The organism is Phocaeicola dorei, assembly GCF_013009555.1.
Lineage (GTDB): Bacteria > Bacteroidota > Bacteroidia > Bacteroidales > Bacteroidaceae > Phocaeicola > Phocaeicola dorei.
This window is the reverse complement of record NZ_CP046176.1, coordinates 1,150,243-1,169,564: the sequence shown is the minus strand read 5'-3', so window position 1 is coordinate 1,169,564 and position 19,322 is coordinate 1,150,243. Positions and strand designations below refer to the sequence as shown.

The 19,322-nt window shown below is 37.6% G+C and carries 9 protein-coding genes; all 9 read right to left on the bottom strand.

All coding sequences use genetic code 11. From position 1 onward, the window contains the following. Positions 1 to 5: 5 nt before the first annotated feature. The 9 genes from GKD17_RS04440 to GKD17_RS04400 all read right to left on the bottom strand — a co-directional run bounded on the left by GKD17_RS04440 (position 6) and on the right by GKD17_RS04400 (position 19,314). Positions 6 to 2,639, bottom strand: coding sequence for a family 43 glycosylhydrolase (locus GKD17_RS04440; RefSeq protein WP_007836961.1), 2,634 nt, complete (start codon positions 2,637 to 2,639; stop codon positions 6 to 8). 79 nt (positions 2,640 to 2,718) lie between these two features. Beyond that, complete coding sequence (locus tag GKD17_RS04435; RefSeq protein WP_005839127.1) at positions 2,719 to 4,308, bottom strand: RagB/SusD family nutrient uptake outer membrane protein; 1,590 nt, start codon at positions 4,306 to 4,308, stop codon at positions 2,719 to 2,721. 21 nt (positions 4,309 to 4,329) lie between these two features. Further along, on the bottom strand, positions 4,330 to 7,329 hold the full coding sequence (locus tag GKD17_RS04430; protein WP_007836958.1) for a SusC/RagA family TonB-linked outer membrane protein: 3,000 nt from the start codon (positions 7,327 to 7,329) through the stop codon (positions 4,330 to 4,332). Between the two features lie 317 nt (positions 7,330 to 7,646). Continuing rightward, the gene (locus tag GKD17_RS04425) at positions 7,647 to 11,597 is read right to left on the bottom strand and encodes a hybrid sensor histidine kinase/response regulator transcription factor (protein ID WP_007836950.1); all 3,951 of its coding nucleotides are present in this window, start codon (positions 11,595 to 11,597) and stop codon (positions 7,647 to 7,649) included. Positions 11,598 to 11,777: 180 nt separating this feature from the next. Next, entirely contained in the window at positions 11,778 to 12,911 is a 1,134-nt protein-coding gene (locus GKD17_RS04420) for an aldose epimerase family protein (protein ID WP_007836949.1), read from the bottom strand. A gap of 5 nt (positions 12,912 to 12,916) precedes the next feature. Then, positions 12,917 to 14,731 carry a glycoside hydrolase family 2 protein gene (locus GKD17_RS04415; protein WP_007836948.1) on the bottom strand — a complete coding sequence of 605 codons (1,815 nt, stop codon included), beginning with the start codon at positions 14,729 to 14,731 and terminating at the stop codon, positions 12,917 to 12,919. Positions 14,732 to 15,348: 617 nt separating this feature from the next. Beyond that, positions 15,349 to 16,527 carry a TlpA disulfide reductase family protein gene (locus tag GKD17_RS04410; protein ID WP_007844725.1) on the bottom strand — a complete coding sequence of 393 codons (1,179 nt, stop codon included), beginning with the start codon at positions 16,525 to 16,527 and terminating at the stop codon, positions 15,349 to 15,351. Positions 16,528 to 16,534: 7 nt separating this feature from the next. After that, positions 16,535 to 17,911, bottom strand: coding sequence for a TlpA family protein disulfide reductase (locus tag GKD17_RS04405; RefSeq protein WP_007836946.1), 1,377 nt, complete (start codon positions 17,909 to 17,911; stop codon positions 16,535 to 16,537). An 11-nt stretch (positions 17,912 to 17,922) separates the two neighbouring features. After that, the gene (locus GKD17_RS04400; protein WP_007836945.1) at positions 17,923 to 19,314 is read right to left on the bottom strand and encodes a RagB/SusD family nutrient uptake outer membrane protein; all 1,392 of its coding nucleotides are present in this window, start codon (positions 19,312 to 19,314) and stop codon (positions 17,923 to 17,925) included. Positions 19,315 to 19,322 lie beyond the last annotated feature (8 nt).

Below are 19,322 nucleotides of genomic sequence, written 5' to 3'. Positions count from 1 at the left end.
ACTAGTCAGTTTCCTATATGATAATACAATATTCCTTTATATACCGGAGAATAATTTCCAGAACAAAATCCTACACAAGAAGCAGGATAATGAATATCCAATCTCCCTAATTCTCTTCCGTCAACAAAAAGATAGAGCTTATTTCCCCTTCTCACCGCACGGAAATTATAAGATTCCTTTAATTGTTCTTGAATTCCCAACTTATAAATATGCCGTTCCAAATCCTGAGCGTCTTTATTAATAAAACGAATACCTTCCGTTTTTATCGGAGTAAAAGACAAACGATTATAAGCCGGATGCTCTGCCACCGTCGCCCCGCTGTTATTCAATGGATACCATTCTCCCTCATTCAAATATTCTATTGTAAATTTACTAAACATATCGTCTACAAACTCCGCCTTATTCCCTACTTCATGACGGTTCAGGTAAAGGGCATTTATCCATGAAGGCGATATAAAACGATAACATTTTTCGACAAAATCAGTATACTTCACATCAGGATAAACCATTTGTAAATGTTCCAACGGATATTTTTTATCAAGTATCTGTTGTCCTTGTTTTACAACTACCACTTCCAGCATACGCGTGATACCATTAAATTGAGCTTTTACATAGTTATCTTTATCCACATAAACCGGATAGCTTCCTGACATCTTACAATCGGACAAACCTGAAAGTTGAAAACTAAATTCATAATGATCAAGAAAATCACCTTTCAATATTTCTGAATGTTCTTTTAACTGTATCCGGTCATCATCAAATCCGATAGTATAAGTCACCCCTTCGAACAAAGCTTTTTTAGTCCGATCAAATACTCCGGGAACACCGGGTTCCGTCACAGGAATAATCTTTATAAACAGATGTTTTTGAGGAGATGGTATTTCATCCAACCATACTTTTAAACAATCCTGATTACGTTCAATACGTAAATGATGATAAACACCCCAACGAAAATCTTTAGGCAAAGTGAAATATTCCTCCTTTTCTTTACCATTAATAATGGTACGCAAATACCAATTGTGGTTCTTTGTATCGAAACCGATATAAGCATTATTATCCACATCTTTCCACCACGCAATGATACCAGCATCTCCATCTGTTTTGACTGCTGTTTCAAACATATAAGTTGTAGAAGGTTTCACTTGTTGCAGCACTCCAAAAGAAGGTGTTTCCCCTTTCATTGAAAAAGTGGGCAAAGAAGGTTCCGGATGATAGCCATCTGTACAAGGACCGGTTATTCCTTCAACAAATAATGTTTTATTAAAGAAATGAACACGGTTAATATACTGCCCCCTACGCTCATTATTTTTATTAGCCATATATATAAGCCACCATTCAAATCCATTGGGCCCCCTTAAAATATTAGGTTGTCCCGGGGTCATCAAAATATCATCCGCTGTTTCACTCCTCATATCAAACAAAGAAACATCAAAAAATTGGGCACGCCCTTTATTTGTTTCTACAGCAAGCAAGTTCTCTCCTTTTTTCAGAAGCTCTCGTTGCTTTTCATCAAGGTTTACCATACAATAATCCCGTCCCTGTTTTTCGTAAATCAATGTTCCATTCAAATATATTTTTGTATCTCCGTCATGAGCAACCCTGAGTGCTAAATTTCCCACCTGTTTGCCAACAAAAAAAGATTTACGTAACCACAATGAAGGAGATGTCCACCAAGTACCTAAATGACGAGTGGTAGATCCTTTTATCTCTTTAGATGAGAATCCACATTCTCCTTTCTTCCAATCGGAAGCCTGATATACCGGAAGCATCCAACCGACTCCAGGATTATTTTCTGTATAATCAAACAATGGCTCATAAGTGATGCCATATCGTAAAAGATCCACATAATTCTCTTCCAGTAGAATTTGATTAGAATTTACTACCGGATAGCTATATTTATTCCCATTTTGAAAACTTAAAGGTGAGTCTGCCTCCGCAACCCCCAATTGATAATTCCCCCACTCAGTAGAGGTATGATTGGCATTATACATCAAATAGTATCGGTCTCTGTATTTCATCACCCAAGGTCCCTCTGCCACTCTGTTATCCATGGTCTCCCATGTATCCGGCAATGATGCAAACAAGCACACTGGTTCTCCGGCAAATTCCGCCGGATTCTTCATTTTACGTCCCCAAATAGTATTTCCATCAGTAAAACGCACCATATACATATATAATTGTCCGTCATCATCTTTAAAAACCTTAGGATCAATGCGATTATCCATCCAAGTTTTTTTATCAGGCTCTATATAGGGCCCCAACACATTTTTACTTTGAGCATGTACAATGTGAACAGCATGCTTATCCTTACCCCAATAATTGACAGACCAATATAAGTGAAAATCACCATTCAAACAAAACATATCATTGGCGTGAATCTGCTCATTACCGGCACCACTTCCTTTACTCCAGCCATTATCCATAGTCACGACATGAACAGGTTTACCCCAATGAACCAAGTCGTCGGAAACATAAAAATCCCCATTGGTAAATACTCCACCTATATAATACTTACCATTATATTTCATCACACCGGTATCCGCTACTCCGGGAAGCACCGGATTCTGTATGTTTTGCGCGAATAAAGTACCGCAACAAGCAAAAGCACAGAAGATCAGTATTTTTTTGCAGACAAGCATAAATGATACTAGTTAAATAAAGACTATGCCGGAAGTATTATAAAAAGAAAAAACACTCCGACACAGTCTTTCTTTTTTATTAATAATTAGGATTCTGAGTTAGTTGAGGAACATCATCAATCTTACTGATTTCAACTTCCGATGTAGGGATAGGCATACGTTTGTGTTTGCCAATCACAAAATTGTTGAAGTCCTTGTCACGAGCTTTCAGCTCGTCAATACCAGCCTGTGAATCAAGCAATCCCCAGCGCTTCAAATCCGCCCAACGCCAGCCTTCGAAACAAAGTTCCAAAGCACGTTCCATCTGAAGACGTTTGATAAAGACCTCCTTTGAACTTAAACAATCCTTCCACCGACTATCTTTCAGTTTGGATAACCCTGCACGTTCTCTTACCTTATCAACATAAACAGCCGCATCAGAAGCCGAAGTTCCAGTTTCAACCAAACACTCCGCATAACTCAATAAAACATCAGCATACCGCATAATACGATAATTATTACGTGCGAAATAGTCTTCACGTTCACGATAGTAAGAAGTATTGTATTTGCGAATATAACAATCCTCTGTATCCTGTCCCCACTCATCAAACCATTGTGACGCATCTTCATTGGCATAGTATTTTTTTGACTGATCAGGAAAATCATCTCCAAAATGTTTATAAAGAATACTATTGTATAAACGCAAGTCATTTCTGCCATCAACCCTTCTCTCTTTCAAGAACTCATCTACTAGCCAACGACGCGCTTTACCATCGCCCCAACCCGTACCATGAGTGCCACCGGGTGCATAAAACTGAGTACGCTGGAAACCAAAGGCCATACTGGCATCATTGCCTGTGCCCCCCTTATTTTGATCATCAAACTGAATTTCAAATATTCCCTCCTGATTATTTTCATTCAAATCGGTAAAATTGTCTTCACGGTTATCAAGCAAACCATACAAAGAGCCTTCCCTATCAATCAGCCATTGCAACTGTTCTTTGGCCCTATCATATTTATGTTGTTGCATATAAGCCTTGCCCAACAAAGCTTTAGCAGCACCTTTTGTCGCTCTGCCTAAATCTGCCGCATCCCATGCCTCCGGCAAATTCTCCATTGCAAACGTAAGGTCTTTTTCTATCTGATCCCAAATTTCCTGTTCTGAAGCGTCCTTAGGTATGTAATCAGCATTTTGAGGTTCAAGAACTAATGTCCCTTTCTCCCACAAAAGATTTATCTGAAAATACCACAGAGCACGCAAAAAGGAAGCCTGTGCTAAAAGTTGGTTCTTTTGAACCTCATCCATTTCAATCGCAGGCACATTAGCCAAAACCTGATTACAACGAAAGATCCCTACATAAAAATGCTCCCAATGTACCTTATTACCCTCATAGAAATCATAATTATTATAAAGAAAACGCGTCCAGTCACCTAATTCTATCCAAGGAGACGAACTCCATCCTTCATCTGATGACAGATCGTAACGAAAAGACAACCAACGCATCCAAGTCCCTTCTTTATATAAGAAACTGTAACAAGCATTTACTCCAGCTTTTGCATCATCCGCCGATTTCCAAAAAGTAGTATTGGTTACTTCATTCGGATTTTCTATATCCAATAAACTTGAGCTGCATCCGGTAGCACACAAAGCCAAGACACCAGCAAATAAAAATCTATATATTTTCTTCATATCAGTATACTAATTTATAAGTTAAAAGGTCAAATCCAAGCCAAACATAACAGAACGAGTATTAGGATATGAAAAACTATCCGTTCCACTATTCCAAATATTAGTGTTTATAAAATCAGGATCAAGCCCGGAATAGCCTGTAAAAGTGAGCAGATTACTACCGGTAGCATAAAAACGAAGTTTGTCAATACCCAAATTCTTCAACCATTCCTTTTTAAGATTGTATCCGATAGAAATATTTTTCAGTCTGAAATAAGAACCGTTTTCAAGGAAACGATCCGCATCCCATGAATTACGTTGGTCACCATAAATTATACGTGGCGTATCAGAATTCTGATTTACCTGATAAGGTTCTTCTCCCTTCTTGAAGCGAAGATAATTGGAATTGTCCGAGAACAAACGTCCTTGCCATTTGGATACATTATAAATTTTATTACCAAATTGCCCATTCCACATCATACTGAAATCAAAGTCTTTCCATTCAGCATTCAAGACCAATGACATTTGCATCTTTGCCCACGGACTTCCGCAAAATTGACGGTCATCCGCCGTAATCTGTCCATTATTATCCGTATCAATATATTTCACATCACCTAATTGCGGACGTTTCCCGGAAATCATAATAGGTTCGCCATCAGGAGTTACATAATTATCTATTTGTTCTTGTGTTTTAAAAATCCCATCGGTTTTATACAAAAAGAATTCTGCCAACGGACCATTCAATCTCGTTCTTGCCTGACCTGAATCAATAAAAGGTTTTTCATATCCTAAACTTAATACTTTATTACTCAAAGTTGTAATATTCAACAATGCACCATATTTGAAATCTGAAACTTGATCTTTCCACCCCAAGCTCAATTCAAATCCACGATTGCGCAAACTAGCCGCATTTGCTTTAGGTGCCCCTTCTTGATTACCGGTAGAGATGGCAATAGGCATTTCCGTCAAAACATCCTTAGTTTTTGAATGATAATACTCGGCACTGAAAGTCAAACGTGAATTGAGAAAACTAGCGTCAAAACCAATATTTACAGTTTCTTTGGTTTCCCAAACAAGATTGGTATTCACTAATTTTACTTGAGTGGCTCCAGGTACAATAGCTCCACCAAATACCGTCACAATGCTTTGATTAATAGTACCAACATAATCCCAATCACCGATAGAAGCATTACCCAAACGCCCCCAATTTCCCCTGATCTTCAAATCATCAATCCAAGGTACCTTAAAGAAACTTTCCTTAGAAATTCTCCAGGCAGCAGAAACAGAAGGAAAATTACCCCAGCGATTTTCCTTAGCTAAACGAGAAGTACCATCCCGACGGAAAGTAGCTGTCAGATAATATTTGTCATCATAAATATAATTAACACGTCCCAAATAAGAGATCATGGCATTCTCACTAATACTATTAGTGTTCTGTTGGTTACTTTGTCCAGCATTTAACACTGTCAGATAATCACCATTACCTAACATAGGAAAATTAAGGCGGGAAGCCCATAACCCCTCCCACTCATGATGTTGGTAAGTAGTACCTAATACTGCATCGACATGATGTTTTCCAAAATCCTTGTTAAAATTCAACGTGTGTTCAATCAGCATATTATAAGTATTATCACGTGCTTTCTGGCTCTCCGGATCACGATATTCCTGATTTTGTTGCCAATTACCTTCACCACGAAACCATGAATTTTCATAGAAATACAAGTCAACGCCCCCATTGAACTTATAAGAAAGAAACTCGAAAGGTTTGAACTCCAACCACAATGAACCATTCAGACGATTTTGTCTCATATGGCGTTTTTCCAAATTTTCACGTGCAATGGGATTTACACCGAAAGTATTATATTTAGCCGCATCTCCATATCCATAACCACCTGGATTATTCTCATCATAAACCGGAATAGTAGGCATCATACGTAAAAAGTCATTATAAGTATTTGTCTGGTTCGGATCTGTATTAGTTAATGAGTAGGCCAAGTTCTCACCGAATGAAAACCAACCTTTTTTCCCCTGTGTGTTAACACGGAAACTATAACGATCAAATGTATTTCCATAAGATACACCATCATTATTATAGTAACCAGCTGAAACAAAATAACTACCCGAATCTCCACCACCGGATAAAGATACATTATAATCCTGTACCAAAGCTGTCTTCAATACCTCATCCTGCCAATTGGTATCATATTCGGAATGCTTCTGAGTTGTTGTTATGGAGGCTATACCATCTTTTATCGCTTCTTTATAAGCTATATCATTATATTTAATGTACTCTGCCGCATTCATCAAATCAAACTTCGGACTCCATTCCAATGTTTCTTTCACACTTACATTCACCTTCATAGGACCACTCACCCCTTTCTTAGTAGTAACAATAATCACCCCATTAGCAGCACGAGAACCATATATAGCGGCAGCGGAAGCATCTTTCAAGATCTGAATAGATTCAACGTCAGCCGGATTAAAGTCAACTCCCGGATCAGTTATCATCCCATCGACCACCCACAACGGAGCATTATTACTTAATGAACCCACACCACGAATTTGAATAGAAGCATCCTCACCTGCTCTACCACTACTACGAACGTTTACACCTGTAGCAAGCCCCTGCATCTGACTGACAAGTGTTCCAGCTGAGCTTTTTTTCATCTCTTTGGTATCAACTACTGCTACTGCACCCGTCAGATCAGATTTCTTCACAGTCTGATAACCAATTATAACCACCTCTTCCAAAGCCTTGGAATCATCCTTCATTATCACATGCAAAGGTTTTCCCTTGTAAACAATCTCTTGGAGGGTCATCCCTATATATGAGAAAACCAATGTTTGTCCATTTTCTCCAGTAAGAGTAAACTTACCATCCAAATCAGTAGTAGTACCGGTAGAAGCACCCTTAATAACCACATTCACACCAATTAAAGGCAGGTTGTCTGTGTCTACTACGGTTCCGGTCATTGTTATGTTCTGCGCATAAGCAGTCATCGTAAAAATAGTCAGAAAGAAGACTAATAATTTTTTAATCATTTTTTATAGAATTAGATTTGTAAAATTGTGCGGAGATTTCAGTTCCGCTTTTTAATTAATCCACAAGTATGTATCATAAATATACATACAACAGATAGAATTTGAAGGTCACATTCTTGTTATGTCATAGGCATTTCTTTTTTCACAGTATTACATGAATCATATTCTCAACTTTTTGTGATGCAAATGTATTCCAAACTCCCCGGATGTGCTAGAACTATTCAACCAATTAATAGAATAATACATTCAAAAATCGCCCTCAGAATAGTTCCTGAGGGCGATTAGTTCTATTATTCTATTTCATGCTCCGAAAAAAATCATTTCACAAAATCTTTTGGTAAAATACCAAATTGCTTCTGAAAACATTTAGTAAAATAAGAAGGAGTATTGAAGCCAACCATATAACATACTTCATTTACCTTACATTCTCCTTCCCTTAATAATTGAGCAGCTTTTTTCAATCTCTCTAAACGGATATAGTCATTAGGGGTCATGTCCAAGACTCCTTTTATTTTGCGGTTCAAACTGGAACGGCTCATATTAAGCAAACTCGCCATATCGTCCAGACAGAAGTCCGGATTTTGCATATTGGCAACAATCACTTCATTCAAGGTTTTCAAAAAAGTTTCATCCGCTTTCGTCATAGCCATAGAATTGGTCTGTATAAACGGTGAATGTGCAAAAGCCGCATGCAGCTTTTCATGATTACTTAATAAATTGGCAACAGACACTTTCAAATACTCCACAGAAAACGGCTTTTCAATATAAGCATCCGCTCCAGATTTCAAACCATCTATTTTTGATTGTAAAGTGGTCTTAGCCGTCAACAGTACAATAGGAATATGACTGTAATCCAAGTCTGATTTTATACGGTCACATAATTCCAACCCATCCATTTCGGGCATCATTATATCCGATACTATTAAGTTCACTGTATGCCCCTCCAACACCTTTAAGGCCTCCACTCCGTTAGTTGCAGTCAATATTTGATAAACAGGTGACAATTGTCTGACAACAAAAGCCAACATTTCAACATTATCCTCCACAATCAATACAGTGTAACGCGGCTTCTGTTGCAATTGTCCCGGATCCTCTTCTTTCGGATCCTCTTTCAACTTAATCTCACTCTTCGAAATGGCAATAGTATGTTCATGCTTTACTGGCAATGAAAGAATAAAACAATTCTGCTTTTGTGAATCATCCATAATTAAGTTCCCTTCATGCAACTCAGCTAAAGATCTTGCCAATGCCAAACCAATTCCCGTACCCGAAACCTTACGGGAAAATCCGTCCTTATACTGTATGAAAGGCTTAAAAATCTCTTCACGCATTTCCATAGGAATTACATTGCCATCGTTACAGACAGACAAGAACCAACAAGTATCCTCCATCCACAACCGGACATGAATATAAGTTTCAGAATATTTAATGGCATTAGTAAACAGATTACTAATTATCTTAGTCAACGCCTCACGATCTATCGACGCATAGATAGATTCCGAACATTCAATAACAAATTCCAATTTCTTTTGCCGTGCCAATGGAGTAAACCGCATATAAATCTGCTGTAATATATCCGAAATATTACACTCTACAAAATTCAGTTGAAACCCACGTGTTTCAGTCTTTCTGAAATCAAGTAACTGATTAACCAAATCCAGTAAACGGGTAGTATTCAGATTCATTATTTCCAAATCATCACGGATATCTGCAGATACATTCGGAGAAACAAGCACATTTTCAAGCGGACTTTTGATTAATGTCAAAGGAGTACGAATCTCATGCGCCACATTCGTAAAGAAATCTATTTTTGCAGTATAGAGTTCGCGTTCCTTTTCCCGTTCGAATTTCTCCATGGCCTGTTGGTGTTTCTGCTCATTCCTTTTCCGGAAATAATAAATGATACCTACCACAGACAGAATTCCTAATAGCAAATAAATAAAATAGGCCCACCCTGATAAATAAAACGGAGGTAAAATATGAATCTTCAATATACGCTCTTTTTCATTCCATTTTCCGTCACTATTCGATCCTCTTAAATGGAAAATATAAGTTCCATATGGTAAATTGGAATAATTGATTACCGAATTCCGCCCTACATTATACCACTCTTTATCAAATCCTTCCATTTTATAAACCAATTGATTCATTTCCGGTGCCTGATAACCTAATGCCGCCGCATGCAATGAAAAAGAATTTTGATCAGATTCTAACTCGACCTCATCAGAAAAGACGATGCTTTCTTTCAATGGAGAATCCTTACTGCCGATCTGCATTCGTTTATTGAATAAGAAGAAATCTGTAATGACAACTGGTGGAACAAAAGTATTTTCTACAAAAGTAGATGGATCAAAAGTGATAAAACCATTTATACTACCTAAATAGATACGTCCCATCTTATCTTTATACCCAGACTGATAATTAAACTGGTTACTTAGCAATCCGTTTGCTGTAGTATAAACTCGTTTATCATCTGTTTCCGGATTGAAACAAACCAAACCATTATTAGTTGTCAACCATAAATTCCCCCGATTATCCTCTACCATCCGATAAATGATATTACTAGGAAAACCTTTCGACATATCAAAACGAGTAAAGCTTTCATTTTCCGGATTAAAACGGCAAAAACCCGCCCCTTGTGTCATAAACCATAACCGCTTACGACTATCTTCACAAATACTGATTACTTTATCATAAGGTAATGAAGTGGAATCGTTCTTGTGAAAAATAAAATTCTTCCATTCTTTCTTATTCACATCATAACGAAAAACACCGTTAGAATAAGTTGCCAGCCACAAATTCCCATTAAAATCCTCCAATATTTTATAAACAAACATATTAGCTAGTTCCGGCATCCTAGTAAAGTCATCTGTATCACGATTATATCGCAGCAATCCAGATGTAGTGCCAATCCATAAGTCACCAGATGTAGTTTTACAAATAGAGAATACATTATTGGCATCCAAAGAATTTGGGCTTATACCTTTTTGATAGTGTCTTACTTGCTTCGTAAGCAAATCAATACGGCTTAAACCTCCGGAAAAAGTGCCTACCCACAAATCATCACCGTCCAAACATAAACCATGAACATTTTGATAAATAGAAGGATGTGAGAATTTTTCAATCTTTCCACTTTCCGGATAAAAATGAAATAATCCCTTATCTTCAGTACCAATCCAAACAGTACCATCATTACTTTCACAGAATTCACGTACCCTACGCCCAAAATTTTTAATATCATCACGAGGGTAGAATTTTTCAAAATAAGTCCATTGACGCGGATAGTAATTGACCCCGCCAAAATAAGATCCGATCCACATTCCTCCCTCATTATCACGGCATATAGAATAAATAGCATTATCGGCTAAAGCATAAGAATCATTCCCGTTTGAAACAGTGAGATGAGCTATTTCACCTTTTTCCAAATCATAAATATATAGCCCCGACTCCGTACCTACCCATAATTCCTTATCCGATTTAAAGCCTAAATCACGCACATAATAATTCAACAAACGCCTTACCCGCCCTGTTGTCAGATTAATTTCAGTCAAACCATTAGAAGAACCGATATACCAACAATTATGGGGACCCATAATCCAAGTATTAATGATATCATCTTTAAAAGGCTCTTTTCCTTCAGAATCCTGAAAGGGAAACAATGTCTTAAAATTATCTTTTGTATAATATAGGTTGTCGTCATATAAACTGACCCAACATAGTTTTTCCTCAAACCAAAAACGCGTAACATTGGCCAATTGGTTCTTACGCTTATCTCTATGCAGACAATTAATTAACCGATCTTGCACACGATCAAAATGAAACAATCCTTGATAATCCACGGAAATCCATATATCACTATCTTCATCACTTTCAATACGAGTCACAGCACGACTAATCATATCACCTGTGTCACTAACTCTATCAAATACTGTAAAGTCTTCTAATAAAGGATTATACACATAAACGCCTGCATCTGTTCCAACCCAAATATTTCCTTCTTTATCCTCATGAAGTGCAGTGATAAAATTATTTCCTAAAGCAGAATTCTCTTTTTTGAAAATACGAAAACTCAGGCCATCAAAACGATTCAAACCATCTTTTGTTCCAAACCACATGAAACCTTGTTTATCTTGCAAAATAGCGTTCACCGTGTTTTGCGAGAGTCCGTCTTGAATATCCAATGTTTTGAAATAATATCGGATATTACTTTGAGAGTAAAGAGTAAATGCATATAAAAAAAGAAGTCCTATTATGAATATTCTTTTCATAGTATATCAATTTAGTTTAGAGAGTACAAAATTAAAGATTAAATTCTCCATATCAATAATTATCCGGAAAAAGTCCCAAAAGAACCAGTGTTTGCCCTCACCGCTTCTTTCAGGACTCTTCCTCTCTGAATCTTATTTATCCCAAGTTATATTCCACAATTCCTTCTACCTTAACATGCATTATTTATGTACCGAAAACTTGTAAATACAGCGGCTTTCATATTTTTCTCCAGGTCTTAATACTGCCGTAGGCCAGTCTGCCTTATTAGGTGTATCGGGATATTTTTGCGTTTCCAAGCACACAGAAGCGCGGAAATTATATATTGTATTTTTTTTACCCGTCAATGTCCCATCTAGAAAATTACCACAATAAACCTGAATACCCGGCTCGTCAGTATAAACATCAAGTACAATACCCGTAACTGATGACTCTAATGTGGCACAAACCTGCTGAATATCCCCTTTAGTATTTAGTATCCAATTATGGTCAATGCCATTTCCGTTTTTCAATTGTTCAAAGTTTTGATTGATACGAACACCTATAGCTGTAGGACATCTGAAATCCATAGGAGTACCCTCAACAGGAAGAATTTCTCCGGTTGTCATGAAAGTACTATCTACAGGAGTATAATAATCCGCGTTCAAAGTCAATAAATAATCAGAATTATCTTTTGACGGATCTCCATCTAAATTAAAATAAGAATGATTGGTCATGTTTACAACAGTCGGTTTATCCGTTTCTGCCTCATACTGAATGTCAATAGCATTATCATCTGTCAATTTCATAGTAATTGTACAATTCAAGTTTCCGGGAAACCCTTCTTCACCGTCTTTAGACAAATAAGTCAGCTTCACTTCCCTATCACTCATTTGAGTACCTTTATATACACGATACTGGAACCCTTGAGGGCCTCCATGCAAACAATGACCATAATTGTTCTGAGGTAACTGATATATTATTCCATCTAATGAAAAACGTCCCTGATTTATACGGTTGGCATAACGCCCTATACTTGCTCCAAAATCCGACGGATATTTGATATAATCCTGTATGGAATCAAAGCCCAGTACTACATCCCTCATTATTCCGTCCTTATCAGGAACCATAACAGAAACAATACGACCGCCATAGTTAGTGATACAAACTTCCATCTTATTTTTATTCTTCAATATAAACAGATCAGTTTTTTCACCATTTATCTCCGTTTGAAAACGACTTTTACTTAAACCGGACTCAGTCAAGACTTCATCATTTTTATGAGAAGCACATGCAGTCATAAGGACTGCACATACCCAAAAGAACAGCTTATTCATATTCTTTACTTTAATGATTTACAGATACGTGCGTTGGCTTCTCTCACTCGTTTTTCATCTACTTTAATCACCTTACGATCATAAGTCATCAGTCCGTTCACTTCCACCTCCACATCCGTAGTCTGAGTATAAACAGCCGCCGAGAATCCCCTGGTTATCAGGTCATAAAGCATATCTGTATATTTTATATACTCATCAGTTACCTCTTTGGAAGAATTAAACTGTATATATCCCCAGTTACGATCCGGTTCCCAGATATGATTTTTCACTACCCAACCGATACCACCGTACTCTCCCAAAACATTCGCTCGCTGGGCATCATACAGATACATTTCGGGAGCAGGATAATTATGCAAGTCAAGCATATCGCCACAAGTATAATGGTTGCCTCCACTTGCAGGATTTACCAGACGGGTCGGATCATATTCTTTAGTCCATTCTGCAATTTCCGGAGTCTTGAATTGCCCCCATGCCTCATTGAACGGAACCCATGTTCCGATACATGGATAAGAATACAAGCAATCCATAATTTCTTTCCATTCTTTACGGTAACAAGCCTCAGAAACCGCCGAACGCTTTTTTTCCGTACCTTCAAAATATTTGCGGTTCTGCCACTCCGGATTACGATCACCGCTAGGCATATCCTGCCACACAATAATTCCCAATTGATCACAATGAGTATACCAACGGGCCGGTTCCACTTTAATATGTTTACGTATCATATTGAATCCTAAGTCTTTAGTCTTTTGTATATCATATACTAAAGCCTCATCAGTGGGAGCGGTATACAATCCATCAGGCCACCATCCCTGATCCAATGGTCCGAACTGGAACAAAGGTTGGTTATTCAGTTCTAAACGTACAATTCCATTAGCATCACGTTTCGTAGAGTATTTGCGCATAGCTGCATAACTGTTCACCTGATCCAATACTTTATTACCGCTTTTCAACATGACCTTTAAAGTATACAAAAAAGGAAAATCAGGACTCCATAATTTAGCATCTTCCGGCATAGGTATGACCACAGCCTCATCATTAATACTTTTCCCAGTGGCAACCAACTGATTGCCGTCATATACGTTTACTTCAATCAGATCGGAAGGTGCCCTCATATTCAAATGGGCTTTTACAGTCAGTAAGTGTTGGTCAATATCCGGTGTGATTCGAAGTTCTTCAATATGCCTGGCAGTAACCGGTTCCAGCCAAACAGTCTGCCAAATGCCAGTCACAGGAGTATACCAAATACCCTCCGGATTATTTACCTGTTTACCTCTAGGCTGATACCCTTCATCCGTAGGGTCCCAAACTTTTACTACTAATTTATTATTTCCCTTACCAGACAACGCTGCAGTGATATCAAAAGAAAACGGAGTAAAACCACCAGTATGACTACCAACCTTCACATCATTTACCCAAATATCTGCTTTCCAGTCCACAGCACCGAAATGAAGTAATACATTTTTATTTTTCCAAGCAACAGGCACTTCAAATGAACGGGAATACCATAATTCCTTTTTTGCACCGACTCTTTGTCCCACACCTGATAAAGAAGATTCCACTGCAAAAGGTACCAAAATCTGCCCGTCAAAATGCGCCGGAACATTTCCTCCCAAATCGGTGATAGCATACTCCCACAAACCATTCAAGTTCTTCCATTCATTACGTTCCATTATAGGACGTGGATATTCAGGCAATACGGCAGAGGTATTTATTTTATTTGCCCACTGTGTTTTGATCTTGTCACCAGCCGGTTTCCACTGCGCACATACTTCCGTAGTCAAAAAGGCTAACAACAGAGATAAGATAAGAAAATTCTTCATAATAATGTAATTTAATGTTTTTCTCAGTATGGCAAAGATAGAAGCAATATGCTTTAAAGGATAGAACAATTCTTCCAATAATTAAAATAATCCGCTCAAATCCTCCATTTCAACGGCAGAGTGATCTAATTATTCTATCTTCTATGTATAATCTTACAAGCCATTTCCATACAGAATAGACTAAAAAACAAATGATACCTACTCATCACGAGCAAGTATCATCTAAATTAAAATCTAAATTCTCTACGAGAATAAGGTGGTCTCGCCTTAAATCTGAACACAAGCATCCAACGAGACCTCCTAAAAGTATTGTACGCTTACAATACTTATACGTTTTGATCCTTTTATGTCTATTTTATCAATAAATTTCTTTTCTGAATAATGGTACAAAGATAAACTTTTAACCTATCCGACAGAGAATAAGTTCTCTAAAAGGAAAACATTAGAGAAATATGGGTCATGCATTAGATTTATTTAAAAAATAAATACAATACGGAATACCACTACCTATAATAAAACAATATCATTCCTTCAAAAAGCTCCATATTTCATAAAAGAAAAAACAGTAGACTGGACATTCCCAGCCTACTGCTTTATTTGTTAAAAAACACATTTCTTTATTTTGCTCCGTTTACAAACTTTTTGACGGTATTATAAAGATCATCTCCACGCAACTCCTTCGCTACAATTTTACCTTCCGGATCTACTAAAATTATATGTGGGAAACCGACAATACAATATGATTCCAACACATCCTTCACATCGTCTTTCCGCAACAGAACCTGATTCCAATAGCTCTTGTCTTCTTCAATAGCCTTTTTCCAATCTTCCTCACGACGGTCTGTAGACACACCATAAATAGTAAATCCTTTATCTTTGAAAGCATTGTACGTCTTCAACAGATAAGGAGTTTCCTTACGGCACCAACTACAACCGGCAAACCAAAAATCGACTAGAACATATTTACCCTTGAAATCGTTCAAACTGACAGAATTTCCTTTCAAATCAATTCCTGTTATAGCAGGAGCAACACTGCCGGTAGCACACTTAGCAAATTTATCCAAACCTTCTTGCATTTTTACATATATACCACTTTGCTTGGACACCTCATCAAAACCGCCTATGAAGTTACGTGCCTCATCAATCTCTTTAACTGTATTAAAAGTATGATTTTGGAAGCGATAGGTATAATAAAGATACAAACCGAAGTATGAGCCTTTATTTTTAGCAATTTCCTCATTTATCAGTTTACAGGTCTGTTCCGAGGCACTCTCATAATAAGGACTGGAAACCTCCCGGATACGCTCCATTTCCTCACGATCTCCTTTTTCACGAGCCGCATAGAACATATGATCCAAAGAATCGAGAACCGTACGATTACCTGCTATATATTTCGCTTCTAGCAAAGCTTCGTATTGCTCCTGCAATGCAGACCCTGTAGCATGTAAACTCAGTTGGTCATACTTATCCTTGCCTAAGGTAAGCTGCATGGATTTGGGTTCCAAAAACAAATTAGCGTATTGCTGTAAATACTCCCCACGCTCCATATTCTGCAAAGAGAAACAATAAAGACCGACTTGTATAGAATCAGTGGGATAAGCAAATCTACCATCGGTAACAGCAATAGATTTAATCAGTTTCACACTACCATAATGCTCATTGTCCACTTGATATAAATAGATAGAATCAGCCTGTATTCCATCAAGACTACCCTCTAAAGACACAGACTTAGACTCATTGCAAGCATTTAACATGCATAAAGAAACGCCTAATAATAGATATTTTTTATAAATCATAAATTTACTATTTATTAAGAACAGAATCAATCAAAGTACCAATCTCTTCACTTGACGGACGTGGAGCGTATGCATTCACAATATTGAAATCCTTGTCAATCAAAATAAAACGAGGAATATACATGATAGCCCAACTTTCTTTTAAAGCAACATCATTGGAATGATATTGAGTCAATTCTTTCTTATGTCCATCCAAGTACCTTAACCAAGGTTTCGTTGTAGTATCTGTAGAAACCGGAAGAAAAACAATATCCTTACCCGCATATTTCTTACCTAAAGCCTCAAATGCCGGAGATTCCTGAATGCAAGGACCACACCAAGTTGCCCATAAATCAATATAAATCACCTTACCCCTAAAATCTGCAAGATGCTTCACATTGCCTTCCACATCCAACATCTCAAAATCAATGGCAGGTTGTCCGGGAAGCAACTTGGAAGCTTGAACAATCTTTCCTTCAATTTCTGTCACGAAATCAGCATTCTTCACTGTTTGCAAAAATGCCTTCGCCTCATTCACAGTCTGTTCAGAAGCTTCATTTCTCAGATTATCAACTATTTTAGCACAAGCATATAATTCCGTAGTACGCGCAGGAATGGAAATATCTTTAAACCAAAGAGAAGCTAATGTAGAATCTTCCTGATAAGACAAAACATCGCGCACCACAGCTACATTCAGCATATCTTCATTCATAATCTCCTTATATAGCGGAGTTACATCCTGAGTTAATGAAACATTAAATTCATTCCATTTAGCCCGCATCTCTTCTTCATTCTTCACTCCGGCAAACATCCTTGAATAACTTGCATAACAGATATAACTATTAATAATATCCGCTTTGATCCGTGCTGTTTCCAGCTTTTTAAATGCATCAGACACATTACTTAACGTATCCAATGTATGCATACGTATAGCGGCCAAGCTGTCAACCAACGCTTTAGTGGATACAAAATCTCCACGCAAGTTACCACCGGCTTCCAGATAAGAACCTCCTTTCGGGAAAAGACGGAACTTCATGTAATTATTGGCTTCGGCTCCGATTCCCGAGAATTCCGCTTCTGTATTTGTCTGAGTTACTTTGATAGTCATGTCATCTCCTGGAGTAAGATACAATGTGTTGCGGCTGATAGTATAATATGTCGGTTCTTTAAGTACAAAAGTAGTATCAAAATGACCGGAAGCATCCGTTTTCAACAAAATATCCCGGCTATCGCCTAGCATAGATGCCGCTCCGTCAAATCTCATACGCACATTCTGGCTACCCATATCAAGCAACTGACCTTTCAAATGAACAGTATTCGCCAATTCTTGCTTAGTTCCACTGTTGCAGGAACCCAGGCAACAGCATAATGCTGCTGTTGCCATCATAATCGTTAATTTTTTCATTAAAATATCTTTTATCTTATGTTAGGAATCATATCAGGATTAAAACGAAGTACAGTGGGTGGAATAGGCAAAATATATTTAGGACTATTGGGTTCCAATTTGTACTCTACACCATTCACCTCATGCACAATAGTCTTTGCAAATTCAGGTTCACGATTCAAACGTTTCAAGTCAATCAAGCGGGTACAGCCAAGCATAGGCATTTCCCGTCTTCTTTCCTCCAAGACTTTAACCAATGCATCCTTGTTATCACTTGCAACCAAAGGTACATTATCAATAATACGACTATCACGCAAGGTGTTAATATATTCCATAGCTTTGTCTTTACTACCTATACGAGCTTCACACTCTGCTGCTATCAGATACATTTCCGGAGTAGACATAGCCATGTTGGCATAAATATAAGGTGCCCAAAGAGGATAATCCAAATCTATTCCACCTAAATATTTCGTAAAATACAACAGATAACGCTGATCCCTTTCCTGATCATACAAGGACGCCAATTCTTCAGAAGCATATGCAGTAGCACTAAATCCAAAAGTCCATGGAGCCAAACGAATATAAATATTTTCCGGATTCTCATCTCCATCCGGAACATCGATCCTACCAATATATTTATCACGATCCACTACTTTATACGGGAAAAGACTCATCAAAGTTGAATTATTCTGTAATGAGATCACCGCATTCTCCAAAGCTTTTTTGTAATCTCCCATATAAAGATACATACGTGCCAACATCCCGTACCCCACCGGCTTAGATGCACGATAGGCATTCAACACCGGTTTTTCCGGTAAATTAGGAGCAGCCTCATCCAGATCTGTCTTAATTTGATTATATACTTCCTGCACTGTAGCGCGCTGCAAATTTGTTTTATTGATATTTTTATCCAACATCAATGGAACGCCAGGATCTGTAGCAGCAGTCGACGGATCGTAATGATTAGCATAAGCATTAACCAAAGTCAAATACTCAAAAGCACGCCCAACCAATGCTTCAGCCCTCAATTGCTTTTTATGTTCTTCAGTATCTTGAGTAGCTCCCATTATATCATCAATAACTACGTTATAATAATAAATACGATTATAGGAGTATTCCCAAAGACCGTCACTCTCTCCTTCTCCAAAGATTTCACTATTAAACGCATATAAATGCTGGTTCGGCAACTCCAGAGAAACAAATCCTCCAGTCATATCATCTTCATAAGGCATGAAAACATCATCTGTCATAAAGTTAGGATATGATTCTGAAGCTTTTAGCAATTGAGCATAATTCAATAAACGTTCATAGTCTTCACTCTTTTCCGGAATTACAATCCCTTTAGGTTGTATATCCAAATAATCATCACATGACATTATAGGTAACGCCAAACATGCACAAAGTAAAAATTTATATAATTTCATATTTATCT